The sequence below is a fragment of the Streptomyces sp. SID12501 genome, assembly GCF_010550245.1.
Classification (GTDB): Bacteria; Actinomycetota; Actinomycetes; order Streptomycetales; family Streptomycetaceae; genus Streptomyces.
The window spans coordinates 1-18,151 of sequence record NZ_JAAGLU010000046.1 but is presented as its reverse complement, the minus strand read 5'-3'; the positions used below and the strand labels follow the sequence as shown (position 1 = coordinate 18,151).

Below are 18,151 nucleotides of genomic sequence, written 5' to 3'. Positions count from 1 at the left end.
CGCTCCCCGCCCTCAGTTGGCTGTTGTCCGTTGTCCGTTGTCCGTCCGCTCGGATCCTTCTCCAGAACCGGCCGGTCTCACTCACAGCCTCTCAACTCACGCGGGTCGGTGAAGTCGAGTACGCAGAAGAGGCGGTGGTTGTCACCCGCCCACCTCGAACCACAGCAGCTTCCCCGCGCCACGGTCCAACAGGCCGTCCCCCAGGGGCCAGCCGCCCCAGCAGTCGGCGTACTCCTGCACGAGACGCAACCCGCGCCCGCCCTCGCCGTCGGCCGCTGCGAGCGGGACACGGTCGCGGGGCGGCAGGCCGAAGGGGGAAGGGATACGCGGGTGACTGTCCCAGACGCCGACGCGCAGACGTCCGTCGGCGAGGGCGGTGAGGCGGAGGGAGGCGGGGCCGTTGGTGTGCCGGTAGGTGTTCGTGACCATCTCAGAGGTCAACAGTTCGACAGTGTCAAGGACTTCGGGCCTGCCGTGGCTGTCCAGCACCGACCGTACGGTCATACGTGCGACCCGTGCGGCGCGCGGGTCATGGGGCAGGCGGAGGGCGTACGTCCAGGTGTGGGGCGGGGTTACGGTGCTCATGAACGACTCCTACGGTGGAGGGACTTGGCTCACTCGATCTCCCGGCCGGGCGGTGGCAGTGCCGCGCGTGAGCGGGGGGCGCGGTGCGCTTCCGGCTTGTCGGTCGGGTGCTGAGCGGCTCGGGTTTCACCATGGACTTTGAGAGCTGAATGTTTTGCTTGATCGAGCAAATCATTCAGCAACATCATTCGTGTGGGTGACCACCACGCCAGGTGTATGAAATGGAGTGAGGGCATGACACCGAGGCCTACCCCCACGGCACGCCGCCTCCGAGTCGGCATCGAACTGCGCCGCCTACGGGAACGCGCCGGCATGACCGCTGTCGAGGCCGCCAGGTCTCTGGGGACGACCCCAGCCCAGATCAGCAACATCGAGGCCAACCGCTTCGGCATCAGTGCGGATCGCGTACACACACTCGCCCATATCTACGGCTGCACGGACCAGCCCCGGGTAGACGCTCTCGCCGCCATGGCCGCCGACCGTACGCGTGGCTGGTGGGAGGAGTACCGCGACACCCTGCCACCCCGCCTCCTCGACCTGGCCGAGCTGGAGCACTACTCCACGGCACTCCGCGTGGCTCAAGTCATCAACATCCCCGGCCTGCTCCAGACACCGGAACACGCCCGCGCACTGTTCCGCGAAGCGGTTCCAGCCCTGCGCCCCCACGAGATCGAGTACCGCATCTCCCACCGCATCAAGCGTCAGGCCATCCTCTATCGCGAGCAGCCACCGCCGTACACGGCGATCGTCCACGAAGCCGCCCTACGCATGCAGTTCGGCGGGCGCGAAGTGGCCAGGGCCCAGTTGCGTCACCTCACCGATATCAGCGAGCAGCCCGCCGTCACCGTCCGCGTCATCCCCTTCGACGGCACCTCGTTTCCCACCACCGGCCACGCCGTCGACTACTTCCACGGCCCGGTTTCCGCCCTCGACACCGTTGAGGTGGACACCGCACACGGCAGCGAACTCGTCGATGGGGCAGGACGATTGGAGATGTACCGGCTCGTCCTGGACCGCATGGAGGCCGTCGCTCTGAAGCCCGCGCCCTCGCTTGACCTCATCCACCGCATCGCCCAAGACGCCTGAGAGACGAACCATGACTGAACCGACTTGGCAGAAATCGACCTACAGCGAACAAGGCTCCGCCTGCGTCGAGATAGCCCCCACCCTCACCATCATCCACATACGCGACTCCAAAACACCCTCCGGCCCCCGCCTCACCCTCCGGCCCACAGCCTGGGCGGACTTCCTCTCCGACGTGGCACAGCGCTCTTCCCGGAGGTGAGTTGAGGTACGCGCGCATCGTGTCGGATCCCGTGTCCGACTGTTGTGGACTTCCGTCTCTGTCTGTCCGCCGCAATCGTCACGCTCCGCATGCTCATCCGCCGCGCGACCCCGCTCTACCGCTGGGACGGACGGCCCACCACCAGGAGACATCAAGTCACGCCTGCTGACGGGCGTCCGTCTGCATCGGGCGGACAAGCACTGCCGCACGCCTGGGGGAGGCGCGCTGCTCAACGAGGGCAGGGCCGGCCCGCGCTCCTGGCTGTGGCAGCCGTGGTGATGATGGCGTCGAGCCGGTCCCGGGTTTTCACCAGGGTGCTGACCTGCGCATCGATGCGGTCCCGCTCGGCCGACAGCCGGTCGAGCAGCGCGGGGGTCACGTCACCGGTCTCGACACACGGCAGCAGTTCCAGGATCGCCCTGCTCGGCAGCCCTGCGGAGTACAGCTGCTGAATCAGCTGGACGCGGTCGACCGCGCTGTCCGGGTACTGCCGCTGGCCGCTGGGGCTGCGCACCGAGGCCAGCAGGTCCTGCTCCTCGTAGTAGCGCAGTGCCCGCACACTCACGCCCACCCTTGAGGCCAGCTCACCGATGCGCATCAACGCCCCCTATGACCTGGATCACATTCCTTGCCTCTGACGTCAACGTCAGGTTCTAGCGTAACCCGCGAACAGGCCGGACAGCCCGGACAGGAATCACCTCACCACTGCCAGGAGAGTCCCCATGAAGATCACCGGTTCCGTCGCCCTCGTCACCGGCGCCAACCGCGGCATCGGCAGGCACTTCGCCCAACAGCTCCTGCACCGGGGCGCCACCAAGGTCTACGCGACCGCGCGCACCCCCCACCTCGTCGACCTCCCCGGTGTAGAGGTACTGCGGCTCGACATCACCGATCCGGCTTCGGTCGCCGCCGCGGCGGGCGCGGCCTCGGACGTCACCCTCCTGATCAACAATGCCGGCGTCTTCACCCAGCAGAACCTCGTCACCGGGGATCCCGAGAAGATACGGCTGGAGATGGACACCAACTACTTCGGCACCCTCAACGTGGTCCGGGCGTTCACCCCCGTCCTGGCCGCCAACGGCGGCGGGGCCATCCTCAACGTCCTGTCGGCGATGTCCTGGCTCGCCTACGACGGGGCCAACGCCTACAGCGCGTCGAAGGCGGCGGCGTGGAGCCTCACCAACGGCATCCGCCTCGAACTCGCGGGCCAGAAAACCGCGGTGACGGGCCTGCACCTGGCCAGCACCGACACCGACATGATGGCCGGGTGGGACGTGGAGAAGAACGACCCCGCCGATGTCGTGCGCGCCGCCCTCGACGGTATCGAGGCCGGAAGGATGGAGATCCTCGCCGACAACAACAGCGTCCAGCTCAAGGCGGCCCTGTCCGCCGACCCGAGCGTGCTCTATCCGCAGGCGGTTCCCGCCGCCTGACCCTTCGGCAGCCGCCCGCCCGGCCAGGCTTCGGCCGACGTTCGAGGATCCACGGACCAGCCGGGCGCGGCCATGCGTACTCGTCACGCTCCGCAGGCGCTACCGCCGCGCGACCCCGCACCACCGCCGGGGCACCTACCCACCACGCTCTGCGGCGGCCCCCGCATCTCGAACCGCCCCCGGCCGGGAGCAAGCCGGAACTGATCGAACGCCACCGGAAAGTGTCGGCGGAATTTCCCACCGTCGACTCGAACAGCCCACGTACCTTTCCTTGGCGGTGGTGACCTGTTCTCCGAACCGCTCGAAGCCCGGACAGGCCGGTCCGGCCGGGTGGAGATGACGGCCGTGCCCGGCGTATCCGGGAGGTCCTGAGGCCCCCTGCGCCTAGGCTGGCGCCATGGCACCGAACATCGCTACGAACACCGCCGTGTCCCTGGCCGAGCTGCTCGACTTCGTACGGCCGCGCCACCGGGCGATCCTCCTCACCCGGCGCGCGGACGGGTCCCCCCAGGCCTCGCCGCTGACCTGCGGGGTCGACGACTCGGGGAGGGTCGTCATGTCGACGTACCCCGAGCGCGCCAAGACGCGCAACGCCAAGCGGGACGAGCGCGTCAGCCTGCTCGTGCTGAGCGACGAGTGGAACGGGCCGTGGGTCCAGATCGACGGCACGGCGGAGGTCATCGACTCCCCGGACTCGGTCGAGCCGCTCGTGGAGTACTTCCGGAACATCTCCGGTGAGCACCCGGACTGGGACGAGTACCGCGAGGCGATGGTCAAGCAGGGCAAGTCGATCATCCGGGTGACGCCGGAGAAGTGGGGTCCGGTGGCTACGGGCGGGTTCCCGGCGCGGCTGGCTCCGCCGGAGTAGGGGCCGTCCCTGAGGGGTCCGGGGTCGGACCCCCGGAGGGGCTGATTCCGCCCACCCGGGTCACCATCGCCTCGATCCCCGCCACCAGCAGCTCCAGGGCGAAGTCGAAGTCCCGCTCGCGCATCTCCTCCACCGTGCCGCCGCCCCGCGCCGCCATCATGTCCGCCGACTCCTGGATGAACTCGGCGGCCTCAGGGGCGGCCTCCACCGCGCTCATGGCGTGCTGGAAGTAGGCGTCCTGGGTCATCCCCGCGTCCGTGCAGCGGGCGATGAAGTGGCCCTCGATCGTGCCGAATCCGTACACGAACTGGAAGACGGCGGCGATGGCGCCCGTGAGGCCCCGCGCGGGCAGGCCGGTACGGCGCAGCACGCGCTGGACGGCACGCGAGAAGGCCTGCGAGTGCGGGCCGATGTTGAGGTAGGTCCCGGCGAGCGGCGACACCCAGGGGTGGCGGACCAGCAGGGCGCGGTACTCGCCGGCCAGCACGCGCAGTTGGTCCCGCCAGTCCTCGGCGTCGGCGTCCGGGCCCCGTTCCGGATCGGACAGGCGCAGTTCGGCGCAGGCGGCGTCGAGGGCGAGTTCGAGCAGGTCGTCCTTGGTGTCGACGTACCAGTAGACGGACATCGCCGTGACGTTCAGCTCGGCGGCCAGCCGCCGCATCGAGAACCTGGCCAGTCCCTCCGCGTCCAGCAACCGGACGGTCACCTCGGTGATCCGGTCCCGGTCCAGCCCGGAGGGCTGCCCGGCGCGACCGCCGCCACCTCGGCGCACGGCTTTGCCGTCCAGCCACACACTGGTCCGCGTCGGCCCCTCGGCTGCCCTCACCATGGCCGTACCTTTCGTCAGCTTTCAAACGAAGGTCATGCTAGGCGCCTCTTCAGGGGCGCGGGGAACTGCGCGAAAACCACGACGCCGCCGCACCCGCAATCGAACAGAACCCCCGAACTACGAGGCGCCCACACCCACCCCAGACTCTGCCCGCTCAGCCCTGCGCAACAACACCGCAGCGACCACCCCACCGAGCAACACCGCTCCCGCCCCCACCAACTGACTGCTCTCCAGCCCGGAGGCGAACGCCTCAGTGATCCGCGTCCTCTCAGCAACCGACCCCGCCTCCGCCAACGCCCCCGGCAGGGAACCCGCCGCCACCGAAACAAGCGCCGCGAACCGCGAGTTCAGCACCGCGCCGAGCACCGCGACGCCCAGCCCCTGCCCGAACTCCGCCACCGTGCCGTTGATCCCCGCCCCGACGCCGGCCCTCTCCGGCGGAATCGAGCTCATGATCGCGTGGGCCATCGCAGGGCTGGCCACCGCGGCCCCCGTTCCGATGAGCAGCAGGCCCAGCAACGTACCGGCGTAACCGCCGGAGGCGACCGTCGCGATGGAGACCAGGCCGCACGCCATGAGTGTCATGCCCAGCCCGATGGCGAGGGGGGTCCCGAGCCTGGTCGCCCATTTCGCGGACACACCGGTGAAGTTGAGTGCCACGATGGCGAGCGCGAGCGGTGCCGTACGCAGCCCGGCCTCCAGGGGGCCGTATCCGAGCACGAACTGCATGTGCTGGGTGAGCAGGAAGAGCGACCCGCCCATCCCGAAGGTGATCAGCACCGCACCCGAGACCGCCCCCGTGAACCGGCGGTTCCTGAAGAAGCGCATGTCGAGCATGGGGTACGGGATCCGGTTCTCCCAGTACGCGAAGGCACCCAGCACCACGACAGCGACGGCCGCCGGAACCAGTACCCGGCCGGACGTCCAGCCGTGCTCGGGCCCGGAGATGATCGCGAACACGAGCGAGGACATGCCGATCGTGGAGAGCAGGGCGCCGAGGAGGTCCGGGCGGTCGCCGGTCGGGTTCCTGGACTCGGGGACCAGGGCCACGACCGCCACCAGCCCCAGTGCCGCGACCGGGATGTTGATGAGGAAGATCGCCCCCCACCAGAAGTGGTTCAGCACGAAGCCGCCGAGGAGCGGGCCGGTCGCGAAACCCAGCGAGTTCACCGCGGCCCAGATACCGATGGCCTTCGGCTGCTCCTCGGGCGTGAAGATCTGCATCGCCACGGCGAGAGTGGTCGTCATCAACAGCGCGCCGCCTACGCCCATCCCGGCGCGGGCGGCGATCAACTGGCCGGTGCTGTCGGCCAGTCCGGCGGCCAGTGAACCCACGCCGAACAGGACGAGGCCCGCGATCAGCATCTTCTTGCGGCCGTAGCGGTCGGCCGCGCTGCCTGCGGTGAGCAGCAGGCCCGACTGGACCAGCGAGTACGCGTTGATCATCCACTGGATGTCGGAGGTACCGGCGCCCAACTCCCGGGTGAGGGAGGGGATCGCGACGTTCAGGACGGTGTTGTCGAGCAGCACGGTGAGCTGCGCGAGACAGATGACACCGAGGATCAGCCAGCGCTGGGGGTGGCCCTGGCTCCGAGCGTCGCTTTGGGGGGACGTAGACATGTTGTACACCGTAGAACAGTTCCTGTACGGCGTACAACAGATAGCAGAATGGTGGCCCGGAGCGAGATCGCTCCGGGCCACCACCAGGGAAAGAACCCTCAGTCGCTGCCGATCAGCTGCTGCTCGTCGGCTGGGTCAGGTCGTAGAAGGTGGCCGAACCCACCGTCACCTTCTTGAAGTTGCTCTCGACCCACGAGCTGATCTGGGACGACGTGCTCGTCGTGGTGCTGCTGCCGCCCATACCGCCGCCGGAGCCGCTGGAGATGAAGTAGTGGATCTTGCCGTCCTCCACGTACTTCTTGAACTCGGCCAGCGTCGGGGACGGGTCGGTACCGTTGAAGCCGCCGATCGCCATCACCGGGTCGCCGGTGGAGAGCTGGTAACTCGCCGCGTTCTGGGCGCCGATGGCCGCCGCGGCCCAGGTGTAGTCGTCGGCGTTCTTCTCCAGCAGGGCCTTGGCCTCGCTGGTGACGCTGGCGCCGTTGAGCAGACCGCCCACGCCACCGCCGCCGCCCATGCCGCCGCCCTCGCCGGTCGTACCGGTCCGGCCGCCGGGGCCACCCTGCTGGGTGTTCCCGTTGCCCTGCTGCTGGTTGCCCTGGGTGTTGTTGCCGCCGCCGGGGAAGCCGCCGCCGTTGCCGCCTGTCGGGGGCTGGCCCATGCCGCCACCCTGCTGGGTGCCCTGCTGGCCACCCTGGGTGGTGCCGCCGCCAGGACCGCCGCCCATACCGCCGCCGCCACCGCCGCCGCCGAACCCACCGCGACCGCCCGACACGGACGGACCCGCCGTGATGATCGAGCCGGTGTGACCCTCGTTGAGGGTGGTGAGGGAGTACGCGGTCGGACCGGCCAGCGCCGTGACGAAGCTCAACCCGACGACAGCCAGGGCCAGTTGATGCCCGAGCCGGTTAATGAAGACAAGCCCCAGCGCGGCCACCAGACCGCCCACCAGCACGAGCCACTTCAGCCAGGGCAGGTAGTCGGAGGAGCGGTTGAGAAGGACGTAACCCCAGACCGCGGTGGCCGTCGTGGCAGCCGCGAGCGTCAGCGACGCCCACAGCTTGTCCCGCTCCTGCCAGAGCTGGGCCGCGCCCATGCCGACCAGCGGCGCGATGTAGGGGGCGAGGGCGACGGTGTAGTAGTCGTGGAAGATGCCCTGCATGTAGCTGAAGATCACCATGGTGATCAGCAGCGAGCCGCCCCAGAGGAGGAGCCCGGCGCGGGCGGCGTCCGTGCGCTTGGCCTTGCGGCCGGCCCAGATCGCCGCGACGAGCAGGATCAGCGCGGCCGGGATCAGCCAGGAGATCTGGCCGCCGCTGCCGGAGCTGAACATCCGGCTCCAGCCGGTCTCGCCCCACATTCCGGTGCCGCCACCGCCGCCACCGCCACCGACACTGCCGGTCTCGTCGCCGTTGATACGGCCAAGTCCGTTGTAGCCGAAGGTCAGTTCAAGGAAGGAGTTGTTCTGCGAGCCGCCGATGTAGGGGCGCGAGGACGCCGGCCACAGCTCGACGATCGCGACCCACCAGCCGCCCGCGACGATCATCGCGAGCCCGGCGGCCAGTACCTGTCCGATGCGCCTGCGGACGCTGGTCGGCGCGAAGATCATGTACACCAGTACCAGCACCGGCAGGATCAGGAAGGCCTGGAGCGTCTTGACCAGGAAGGCGAAACCGATCGCCGTACCCGCCCAGAGCAGCCACTTCGTCTCGGCCTTCTCCATGGCACGCTGGGTCGCGTAGACCGCGGCGGCCATCAGGAGCGCGAGGAGCGCGTCCGGGTTGTTGAAGCGGAACATCAGCACGGCGACGGGCGTCACCGCGAAGGCCGCCATCGTGAGGAACCCGGCCGTGGCGCTGAACCGGCGCCGCACGGACGCGTACAGCACACCCGCCGTGGCGACGGCCATCAGGACCTGCGGGAACAGGATCGCGAAGGAGTTGAGGCCGAAGAGCCGGACCGACAGCGCCATCGGCCACAGCGAGGCCGGAGGCTTGTCGACGGTGATGGCGTTGGCCGAGTCGAGGGAGCCGAAGAAGAAGGCCTTCCAGGACTGGCTGCCGGCCTGAACCGCCGCCGAGTAGAAGGAGTTGGCGTATCCGGAGGCTGTCAGGTTCCAGGTGTAGAGCGCGCCGATCACCAGCAGCGTGGCGAGGAACGCGGGCCGTACCCACCGGTGGTCCTCGGGCCGGCCTCGCCACAGTCTGCCCACGAAGGGCTGCTTGGGCTCACCGGACGAGGGTGCCGTCCCGGCCGAATCAGGAACCGCCTTCTGCTGTACGGCAGTTGAGTCCGGCGGCGGATACGAGGGGCTCGCACCCCCCGGGCCCGAATGGGTCGTCTGGTCGAAGTGAGTGGTCATCGCGGGTTCCTCGGATCCTGGCTGTCGTGCGGGCGCACCGGCTGGAGCCGCGTGGTCGGGTCCCCCCAGGTGCGGTCCGCGACATCACCGGCGCGGAACTGGTCAGTGGGGTAAGGCGAGTTGCCGTACGAAGCGTTGGCGTTGTTGACGTTGTTGTGTGAAGCGTTGTTGTGTGAAGCGTTGCTGTGCGAAGCGTTGCTGTGCGAAGCGTTGGCGTACGGGCCTGTGGTGTAGGCCTGGTAGACGGGCGAGTTCGGCAGGTGTGAGGCGACCACCGTCGACGGCGAGGCCGGCTCGTCGGTCTCGTCCGGGAACACCCAGGCCCTGAAGAGCAGGAACCGCAGCACCGTCGCCGCGAGGTTGGCGGCGATGAGCACCGCCAGTTCCGTGGAGTGCCCGGGGTCGCTGGTCGCCGCGTTGAGGGCGGCGAGCGAGCCGCTGGTGAGGGCGAGCCCGATGCCGAAGACGACCAGGCCCTGCGCCTGGTGGCGCACCGCACCGCCCCGGCCGCGCACTCCGAAGGTCAGGCGCCGGTTGGCCGCGGTGTTCGCGACGGCGGAGACCAGCAGCGCGAGCGCGTTGGCGATCTGCGAGCCGGCGAAGCCCCGGAAGGCGCTGTAGAGCACCAGGTAGAAGAGGGTCGACATACCGCCGACCACACAGAATCCGACGAGCTGGCGGGCCAGCCCCTTCGGTACGTCCTTGATGTCGCGGTCGCGCGGATCGTCGCCGAAGGGCCGGGCGAGCCGGTCCAGCGGCAGCGAGCCGGTGGCGAGTGCCTTGCCCACGCGCAACACTCCCTTCAGGTCGTCGGTCGCGGTCTTGACGATGTGGACGGTCGAGTCCGGGTCGTCGACCCAGTCGACCGGTACCTCGTGGATGCGCAGGCCCGCGCGCTCGGCGAGCACCAGCATCTCGGTGTCGAAGAACCAGCCGGTGTCCTCGATGAGCGGCAGCAGGATCTGGGCGACATCACGTCGGATGGCCTTGAATCCGCACTGCGCGTCCGTGAAGCGGGCCTGGAGCGAGCCACGCAGGATCAGGTTGTAGGTCCGGCTGATGAATTCCCGCTTGGCACCGCGCACGACGCGCGAGGAGCGGGCGAGCCGGGAGCCGATCGCGAGGTCCGAGTGACCGGAGATCAGCGGTGCCACCAGCGGCAGGAGGGCGTTCAGGTCGGTCGAGAGGTCGACGTCCATGTAGGCGAGGATCGGCGCGTCGGACGCGGACCACACTGTCCGCAGTGCTCGGCCGCGCCCCTTCTGCTCCAGCCGGAAGGACCTGACCTCCGGCAGCTCCGCCGCCAGCCGCGCCGCCACCAGGGGAGTGGTGTCCGTGGACGCGTTGTCCGCAACCGTGATGCGGAACGCGTACGGGAACGTGCGCTTGAGGTGCTCGTGCAGTCTGAGCACGCATGGCTGGAGGTCCTTCTCCTCGTTGTAGACGGGGATCACTACGTCCAGGACAGGCGTACCGGCTGCCGCGGCCGGGAGGTGCTCCCGCGCCGGCAGGGTGCCGGAAGAAGAGTCGGTTCGCATAGGACCGACTTTCGTCAGGCCCCCTGTTGCACCCATGTGGTGGCACTGTGCTGTACCTGTGAGTCCGATTGCCAGTTTGTTTCGGGGGCAAGGGCCGGCAAATGCACCGTAAAGACGGTCTGTCCGGGCACGCTGTCGACGGTCACCGCGCCGCCGTGCGCGGTCGCGACGGCCTGCACGATGGCGAGCCCGAGCCCGGTGGACCCGGTGGTGCGGGAGCGTGCGGTGTCGCCGCGCGCGAACCGTTCGAACACATGCGGCAACAGGTCGGCGGGGATGCCCTGTCCGTCGTCCTGCACGTCCACACACAGCCACGGCCCGCGCCGTTGCACGCGCGCGGTGACGGTAGTCCCGGGCGGGGTGTGCGTACGGGCGTTGGCCAGCAGGTTCACCAGGACCTGCTGCAGCCGGGCCGCGTCCGCGGACACCAGCGCGGGCTCGTCGGGCAGGTCGAGCCGCCAGTTGTGCTCCCGTCCGGCGGCGCGCGCGTCGCTGACGGTGTCCACGACGAGCGGTACGAGGTCGGTCTGGTCGAACTGGAGCGGCCGGCCCGCGTCGAGGCGGGCGAGCAGGAGGAGATCCTCGACGAGCAGCGTCATACGCCCCGCCTCGGACTCGATCCGCCCGAGCGCGTGCCGCGTGTCCGGCCCGGTCTCCTCGCGTCCACGTCTCGTCAGCTCGGCGTATCCGCGGATCGACGCCAGCGGCGTACGCAGCTCATGACTGGCGTCCGCGACGAACTGACGTACGCGCATCTCGCTCTGCTGGCGTGAGTGCAGGGCGCCGTGCACATGGTCGAGCATCCGGTTGAGGGCGGCGCCGACCTGGCCGACCTCGGTGTGCGGGTCGGTCTCGGACTCGGCGACACGCTCGTTGAGGGTCACCTCGCCGGTGTGCAGCGGGAGTTCGGAGACCCGGGTGGCGGTCGAGGCGACCCTGCGGAGCGGACGGAGGGCCACTCCGACGAGGACCGTGCCGGCGATCCCGGCGGCGACGAGACCGGCGGCGGTGACGCTGACCTCGACGATGATCAGCGTGTTGATGGTCGAGGTGACGGACTCGGTGGGCAGGGCGACGTAGTAGTTGCCGTTGTTGCTGCTGCTGACGTACTTGACTCGGTACTCACCGATGTTGTCGAGGGTGACGGTGTGCAGGCCGCCGTCGCGGGAGACAGCGGCAAGCTCGGCCATCTGCGCCTGATTCAGCGTGGTGGCTTTCATCCTGTAGTTGTTGTTGGCGTCGGAGGACTCCGTCGCGATGACCGCCTTGGTGACGCCACCGTTCGTGTCCACACTGGCGGCGATGGTCTTCACCTGCGTCGGACCGCTGGTGACGAACGTTTGGATCCGAACCTCGGGCGACTGGTTCTGTATGGAGGTGGTCTTGTTGGTGTCCGAAGTGCCGGAAGTGGTCTCCGAAGAGCCGGTGTTCGGCTGCTCGGGAGCCCCCGGATCGCTCTTGTCGCCGCCTGGGCCCCCCACACCCCCCTTCGGAGGACCGCCGACACGGTTGGCGGCCTCGCTGACCTGGGAGTCGAGCTGCTTGTAGAGGTGCTGTTCGAGCGCGATGGTCGTCACCGTGCCCATCACGGCGCACACCACGGCGATCAGCGACACCGCCGAGACGACAAGCCGGGTACGCAGGGTCTTCGGCCGGCTCTGCCGTTGGGCTTTCTGCTCCAGCCTGCCCAGCCTTCGCTGGCCGCCCGCTTTCCTCTTACTGCTCACCGTGCTGCCCTCCTACCGGGCTCTACTACGTCTTCCGGAGCGGCACCACCAATGGCAAAGGGTCAGCCGGCGGGCTTGATCAGATACCCGGCACCGCGCCGGGTGTGGATCATCGGCTCGCGCCCTGCGTCGATCTTCCGCCGCAGGTAGGAGATGTACAGCTCGACCACGTTCGCCTGGCCGCCGAAGTCGTACGACCACACACGGTCGAGTATCTGCGCTTTGCTGAGCACACGCCTGGGATTACGCATCAGGAAGCGCAGAAGCTCAAACTCGGTCGCGGTGAGATGGATGCCGTCGCCGGCCCGCGACACCTCGTGACTGTCCTCGTCGAGGGTGAGGTCACCGACGACCAGCACGGAGTCGGAGCGCCGGTCGGCGGCACCGGAGCGCCGGATCAGGCCGCGCAGCCGCGCCACCACCTCTTCGAGACTGAAGGGCTTGGTGACGTAGTCGTCGCCGCCCGCGGTGAGGCCCGCGATCCGGTCCTCGACGGCGTCCTTCGCCGTCAGGAACAGAACGGGAACCTCGGGCAGCTCGCGCCGCAGCCGACCGAGGACGGTGAGGCCGTCCATGTCGGGCAGCATCATGTCGAGAACGACGGCGTCGGGCCGGAACTCGCGTGCGGTCTGCACCGCACCCGTTCCGTCACCCGCGCTGCGGATCTGCCAGCCTTCGTAGCGAAGGGCCATGGACAGCAGCTCGGTGATCGACAGCTCGTCGTCCACCACAAGCACCCGGACGGGGCTCCCGTCCGGCCTCAGCAGTTCGGTGCGCCCCTGGGGCTGGGTCGTGGTCATAGCCGAGACTTTGTCGGTGTCCTCTGAGAGCAAGCTTTCTGGAACCTGTGATTTTCCTGAGAAACTCACAGGCGCCTCTCAGGGAACCCCTGGGAATTCCGGCCCCGGGAGGCTGGAAAAGTGGGGGTGGAACCATGCACCCTGAAGCGCCGAAATCCTCTCCGACCTGCACGTTTCACGACTACGCAAACCGTCGGACCCTCCCCCGCGAAGCCCCTGAGGCAGCCCTCGGGCATCCTGTGCGTCTCCTGGGCGAACCTGATTGAAAGTTACGCACCCCACTTCCGTACGCCCGATTTATCCCTGCCGACCGCCTCTTCTCACCTCGAACTCACGCCGATGTCAGACCCTCCTCATCCGTTTCCGGCAGCCCGAACAGCCGCGCCCCGTTGCCGTGGCAGACGGCCCGCAGCCAGTCGTCGCCGAGGCCCAGCCGCTCCAGGGCATGCAGCTGGTGGACGTACGGATACGGGATGTTCGGGAAGTCCGAGCCGAGCAGAACGCGGTCGCCGAGGTCCGCCAGCCGGGGGAGTTCGGGCCGGGGGAACGGGGCCATCCGCTCCGTGAAGTCGGTGAACGCCATCGTCGTGTCCAGCCGCACCTCGTCGTACCGCTCGGCGAGGCCGAGGAAGTCCTCGTACTCGGGCAGGCCCAGGTGCGCGACGACCAGCCGCAGCAGGGGGTGCCGGGCCAGCACGCGCCCGATCGGCTCGGGCCCGGTGTGCTTGCCGGGCGCCGGACCGGAGCCGCAGTGGATCACCACGGGTGTCCCGGCCTCGGCGAGCAGGCCCCAGGCCGGGTCGAGGAGCTCGTCGGCCGGGTCGTACGCCCCCACCTGCACATGTGCCTTGAACACGCGCGCGCCGGACTCGATGGCCTCCCGGACATACGCCTCGACGCCCGGCTCGGGAAACAGGGTCGAGGTGTGCAGACAGTCGGGGGTACGGCCGGCGAAGTCGGCGGCCCACTGGTTGAGCCACCGGGCCATACCCGCCTTGTGCGGGTAGAGCATGGCGGTGAAGGCCAGAACCCCGAACTCCCTTATCAGCGCGAGCCGTTCGTCCTCCTCCAGCCGATAGGTGATCGGCCACTCGACACCGTCGCCCACCGAGCCGACGGCGTCGAAGTACGCCCACACCTTGCGCAGTACGCGCTCGGGCATGAAGTGCGTGTGCACGTCGACGAGGCCCGGCAGCCCGAGCCGCGTCCAGAACCGCCGGACCTCGGCGACCTCCCCGTCCCCGTCGAGGCCGGCGTCGGCGTTTCCGTCCACCGAGGTTTCCCTCGTGCCGTCCACCGTCATCCCCGCTCCCCTCTGATCTGACTGGCCGAACGGCGTCGTATGGAGTCGGGCTCAGAACAACCCGTCCTGTACCCCCGCCGACTCCTTCGCCGCCTTGAACTCCCGCACAGGAACAGTGAGTCCACCGCTCCCGACAGGTACCAGCTCCCACCCGGTCATCAGCCTGGTGTCCAGCACCACCACTCTCCGCCCGCCCTCCCGTTCGTTCCCCCGCCCGTCGTCGGTCGCGAGATGCAGATCGGGCCCGGCCGCCGCCACCAGCTCGCCCCCGACGACACCTCCCGCGACCAGCTCACTCACGCTACCCACGGCCGGCGCCGGCCCTGTCAGCCCGAACACCCCGACATGGTCGACGACTTGGCAGGACGCCCGCTCCAGGGACTCGGGCCAGCCGGCCAGCCCCACCGCCCGGGCGTGCAGGTCCTCGACCTCGGCGGCCCGCTCCGCCGCCGACCCCGGCAGCGCGGCCCGCACCGCCCGCTTGTCGGCGTACGGAATCCTGTCCGGGACCCCGAGCGCGGCGCGCAGCAACTCCTCCGTACGCCGGGCGGCCATCAGCGGGCCGACACCCAGCCAGCTGAAAACGACGGCACCCTGCTCAAGCAGCCGCGCCGAGCCCCGCTCCAGCGCCGTGATGCCGACCTTGGTCATCCCGGGCCCGAACCACGCCAGATATACGTGGTAGGGCCGTGGATCGTCCGCGATCGTGTCGGCGGCGACCGAGTGTGCCCGGTCCAGCCGCGCGCACTCCTCGCACCGCGCCCCCGTACTCCGCCCCGACACCTCCGCCCGTATCGGACAGGTGTTTCCCCGCGCTCCCACACATGTCCGTACGCCCCCTTCCGCGACCCCGAAGGCCACCTTTTTCCCCAGGTCAGCGCACTACCGCGCCCACCTTCCCACCGCAGCACGGGACCGTCCGCCGTCCACCGCAGCCCCGAACATCTCCACGACTGTGCCATCCCTTGCGAGACTACGGCGTACCACTGACAACGCCTCCTCGGACGACAGATGTGCAGGTCAGATGGTCAGACGCGTTCCGGAGCGACCTCCGCAGCCCTGACGACGTCCGCGGCCCTGACGCCCTCAACGGCAATGGCCGTACCTCTCGTCACACCGCCCGCGACACCCGTACTGCCGCCGACCCGCCGCCCCCCCCCCCCCAGTCGGCACCCCCCGCACCCCGGATGCCCGGCCCGCGCAGAACGGTCCCGTTCCCGCATCGGCCACTCGCCCACCGGCCGCACACCCGGCGGCTTCCCCCACCCGCTGAGATGCAGTACCCAGGTGACCAGGACCGAGACGGCCAGCACCACGGTTCCGCCCGTCACCGTGAGAGTCGAGTTCGTACAGATGCCCAGCCCGAGGACGCACGACCCGACGGTGCTGTACGACGAGATACCGGGCCAGGGGAGGGCCGAGCCGCAGCAGCCGCTGGAAGAGTCGACCGATGACTACGCAGGTTCGTCGGCGACAGTCTCGGACCGATAGCGACGCAGAGCCTCAACACCATCGGGTACGAAGGCCAGTTGCCGGGTCATCTCCCCCAACTCTCCCTCGCTGACCCACCCGTGCCAGGCGATCTCCGCCGGGGCGGGCGAGAGTTCCTCCGCGACAACGGCTTCGTGGACGCCGAGCCAGTACGGGCTGATGGCCCCCCGGCAAAGGAACTTGAAGGCGAACCGCACATCCACCCGCACCCCCAACTCCTCGGCGAGTTCACGGCCGGCTGCCTCCTCCCAGGTCTCCCCTACGTCGACAGCGCCGCCCACCAGCCAGTTGTACTGCCCCGGAAACCGGGCGAGCCCATCAGCCCGCCGATGCACCAGCACCCGCCCGCCGGCATCCCGGCACACAGTGGTGGCGACCCGGTGCAGCCATCCACGCCGAACGGCCTCCCCGCGCTCCACCACCCCGACGACCCGATCCAGCTCGTCCACCCGTTCCACCAGCTCCACGCGCCCAGGCGGATCGGTCATGGACCAACGGTGACACAGAAGGAGGCAGCGGGAGAGGACCCGGAGGAGGACGAGAAAGAGGAGAACGAGGAGAACGAGAATGAGGTCAACTCCGCGTCGGCCGGCGCCACACCAGGGTGTACCGCCAGAAGAGCCGCCGCCGCACCCGACACCCGGGCAACACCCGCCGTGCCTCCCTCACCACCTCGCCGAACCCCATCTCCGCCGCCCGCGTCCGCGCACTCATGGCAACCGGCCGCACCGCCGGCCGCCCCCGGTTCTTCACCCAGGCCACGACGACGTTCGCGGGAATGGCGAATCCCCCCAGCAAGTGATCAACAGGACTCTCAGCCCGAGCCAGCCCCACCACGACCAACGTCCCACCGGGCGCGAGCCGCTGCCGAAGGAGGGCGAGCGCGTCGGCGTACGGAAGATGGTGGACGACGGCGACGCAGGTGATGACGTCGTACGAACCGTCCGGGCCGCCGGGAAGGCCGGTCATCACGTCCGCAGCGGTGAACGCGATCGGGGCGGCGGGGGAGGTAAGTCCCCGCGCCCGATCGACGATCGCAGGGTCGGAGTCGACACCGAGCACCGACGCCGTACTCCGCCCGGCCAGCAAGCGCACCAGGTCACCGCTGCCGCACCCGACGTCCAGCGCACGGCCGTACCGCCTCGGCAACTGCCGCAGGATCCACGGGTGGTAGTGGGCGTTGTGGTCCCACGGGTGAGCGGCATGGAACCGCTCAAGTGCACGCAGGAGAGACGGCGGCAAGATCGTCATGCGGGAATCCTGGCGCAGGCGAGCCAGCCGGACAATGGCGCAGGGCCACCGCGTGGGCGGCTGATCGTGCACAGGAAAGGTGCGCTGCCTCACCTCCATCGGCTGTCCGACCCGGGTGAGCGCCCCTCGCGCGGCCAGGGCTGGCCTAAAGCCGCTTCAGGTTCCTGTCCAGGATCGCCCGGAGCCGATCCAAGTCCGCTGGGTTCTGTGCGCCCCGCTTGGGCAGCACCGCGATTCCCGACGCACGGTCGCCGCCCAGCAGCACGAAGAGCCCGGGCGTCTCGAAGTAGTCACGGAACACGGTCCATTCCACGGTGAAGGACGCCCGCTCACCGGTAGTGGCCATGCCACGGTCGTCGGCCACCATGCGGCACTGCCCGTACGGCTCCATGACACTGAACATCCGGCGGGCCGCGGTGCGCAGGCCTCGCACCGCGCCCCGGACTGTGACTGCCAGGCCGAGCACCAGAGAGATGATCAACACGTGCGGCTCGGAATCACGGACGACCGAGAAGACGGCCAGAACGACTACCACCACCAGCGGCCCCATGAGCACCTGGACCCGACCCGCCGCTGTCCGACGCGCTCGCCCACGGAACGCCTCCTCGAAGTCCGCGACCACCAGCTGGTAGACGAACTCGACAGCCGTACCGCGCCCTGTGTCCTGCTGTGAGGATTCCCCGCCACCGATGTCCATGATCGGGGATCCTAGCGAGGGGCCGTCCCGGCACATCAGGGCCACCGTGCCAGGGCCCCGGGACACTCCCGCATCCGCTCTTGAAACCGTTTCCGTCAAACACTGCCGTCAAGGCAAAACACCAGAGGCCCCTACGGCACGCCGATCGAACCGGGCAACCTCACGCACATGTTCGCCCTGCGGGTCCGTCGCGCCGGCATCCGTGCGATCCCGCTCCGGAACACTCGGCACACCGTGAACCGTTCCGGGTTCGATAGAGATCTCAGATGTTGGGTGTGACCTGGGGTTTCGTGGTGTTGAGGTAGTGAATCGCTTCGTACTCGACGGGCGGGATGTGCCCTATCTCACCGTGGAGTCGGCCG

Annotated in this window: 16 protein-coding genes and 2 pseudogenes; 5 read left to right on the top strand and 13 right to left on the bottom strand. The window is 69.1% G+C overall.

Annotation, left to right across the window (positions count from 1 at the left end; all coding sequences use genetic code 11):
• Nucleotides 1-141: 141 nt before the first annotated feature.
• The gene (locus G3I71_RS39080) at nt 142-585 is read right to left on the bottom strand and encodes an ATP-binding protein (RefSeq protein ID WP_164322614.1); all 444 of its coding nucleotides are present in this window, start codon (nt 583-585) and stop codon (nt 142-144) included.
• A gap of 234 nt (nt 586-819) precedes the next feature.
• Between G3I71_RS39080 and G3I71_RS39075 the strand changes: the two genes are divergently transcribed.
• The 3 genes and pseudogenes from G3I71_RS39075 to G3I71_RS39065 all read left to right on the top strand — a co-directional run.
• Nucleotides 820-1,671, top strand: coding sequence for a helix-turn-helix transcriptional regulator (locus tag G3I71_RS39075; protein ID WP_164322611.1), 852 nt, complete (start codon nt 820-822; stop codon nt 1,669-1,671).
• 10 nt (nt 1,672-1,681) lie between these two features.
• A complete protein-coding gene (locus G3I71_RS39070) occupies nt 1,682-1,870 on the top strand; it encodes a DUF397 domain-containing protein (RefSeq protein ID WP_164322609.1) in 189 nt (62 codons plus the stop codon).
• Between the two features lie 41 nt (nt 1,871-1,911).
• Nucleotides 1,912-2,025: pseudogene (locus G3I71_RS39065) on the top strand (IS5/IS1182 family transposase); the annotation flags it as partial.
• 74 nt (nt 2,026-2,099) lie between these two features.
• Here G3I71_RS39065 and G3I71_RS39060 read toward each other — a convergent pair.
• Nucleotides 2,100-2,468, bottom strand: a complete 369-nt coding sequence (locus tag G3I71_RS39060; RefSeq protein WP_164322607.1) for a MerR family transcriptional regulator — start codon at nt 2,466-2,468, stop codon at nt 2,100-2,102.
• Nucleotides 2,469-2,592: 124 nt separating this feature from the next.
• Between G3I71_RS39060 and G3I71_RS39055 the strand changes: the two genes are divergently transcribed.
• Both G3I71_RS39055 and G3I71_RS39045 read left to right on the top strand, forming a co-directional pair.
• Nucleotides 2,593-3,303, top strand: coding sequence for an SDR family oxidoreductase (locus tag G3I71_RS39055; RefSeq protein ID WP_164322605.1), 711 nt, complete (start codon nt 2,593-2,595; stop codon nt 3,301-3,303).
• A gap of 397 nt (nt 3,304-3,700) precedes the next feature.
• Nucleotides 3,701-4,171, top strand: coding sequence for a PPOX class F420-dependent oxidoreductase (locus G3I71_RS39045; protein ID WP_164322603.1), 471 nt, complete (start codon nt 3,701-3,703; stop codon nt 4,169-4,171).
• Here the strand turns inward: G3I71_RS39045 and G3I71_RS39040 are convergent.
• From G3I71_RS39040 to G3I71_RS38990, 11 genes and pseudogenes are all read right to left on the bottom strand, one after another.
• Nucleotides 4,131-5,000: a TetR/AcrR family transcriptional regulator gene (locus tag G3I71_RS39040; RefSeq protein WP_239149602.1), complete on the bottom strand. Its 870-nt coding sequence runs from the start codon at nt 4,998-5,000 to the stop codon at nt 4,131-4,133. The two genes, G3I71_RS39045 and G3I71_RS39040, sit on opposite strands and share 41 nt — an antisense overlap.
• 117 nt (nt 5,001-5,117) lie before the next feature.
• On the bottom strand, nt 5,118-6,620 hold the full coding sequence (locus G3I71_RS39035) for an MFS transporter (RefSeq protein WP_164322601.1): 1,503 nt from the start codon (nt 6,618-6,620) through the stop codon (nt 5,118-5,120).
• Between the two features lie 112 nt (nt 6,621-6,732).
• Nucleotides 6,733-8,982, bottom strand: a complete 2,250-nt coding sequence (locus tag G3I71_RS39030) for a glycosyltransferase family 39 protein (protein WP_164322599.1) — start codon at nt 8,980-8,982, stop codon at nt 6,733-6,735.
• A complete protein-coding gene (locus G3I71_RS39025) occupies nt 8,979-10,520 on the bottom strand; it encodes a bifunctional glycosyltransferase family 2/GtrA family protein (protein ID WP_164322597.1) in 1,542 nt (513 codons plus the stop codon). Before G3I71_RS39025 ends, G3I71_RS39030 begins: the two co-directional genes overlap by 4 nt.
• A 14-nt stretch (nt 10,521-10,534) precedes the next feature.
• The gene (locus G3I71_RS39020; protein ID WP_164322596.1) at nt 10,535-12,247 is read right to left on the bottom strand and encodes a HAMP domain-containing sensor histidine kinase; all 1,713 of its coding nucleotides are present in this window, start codon (nt 12,245-12,247) and stop codon (nt 10,535-10,537) included.
• A 62-nt stretch (nt 12,248-12,309) separates the two neighbouring features.
• Nucleotides 12,310-13,047 carry a response regulator transcription factor gene (locus G3I71_RS39015; RefSeq protein WP_239149601.1) on the bottom strand — a complete coding sequence of 246 codons (738 nt, stop codon included), beginning with the start codon at nt 13,045-13,047 and terminating at the stop codon, nt 12,310-12,312.
• Nucleotides 13,048-13,378: 331 nt separating this feature from the next.
• A complete protein-coding gene (locus tag G3I71_RS39010; protein ID WP_239149600.1) occupies nt 13,379-14,350 on the bottom strand; it encodes an amidohydrolase family protein in 972 nt (323 codons plus the stop codon).
• A 51-nt stretch (nt 14,351-14,401) separates the two neighbouring features.
• Nucleotides 14,402-15,312: pseudogene (locus G3I71_RS39005) on the bottom strand (DUF2797 domain-containing protein).
• Between the two features lie 492 nt (nt 15,313-15,804).
• Nucleotides 15,805-16,329, bottom strand: coding sequence for an NUDIX hydrolase (locus G3I71_RS39000; RefSeq protein WP_164322592.1), 525 nt, complete (start codon nt 16,327-16,329; stop codon nt 15,805-15,807).
• Between the two features lie 85 nt (nt 16,330-16,414).
• Nucleotides 16,415-17,092 (bottom strand): bifunctional 2-polyprenyl-6-hydroxyphenol methylase/3-demethylubiquinol 3-O-methyltransferase UbiG, encoded by a 678-nt coding sequence (locus G3I71_RS38995; protein ID WP_164322590.1) that lies wholly within the window; start codon nt 17,090-17,092, stop codon nt 16,415-16,417.
• 145 nt (nt 17,093-17,237) lie between these two features.
• Nucleotides 17,238-17,789, bottom strand: coding sequence for a YcxB family protein (locus G3I71_RS38990; protein ID WP_164322588.1), 552 nt, complete (start codon nt 17,787-17,789; stop codon nt 17,238-17,240).
• Nucleotides 17,790-18,151: the final 362 nt, after the last annotated feature.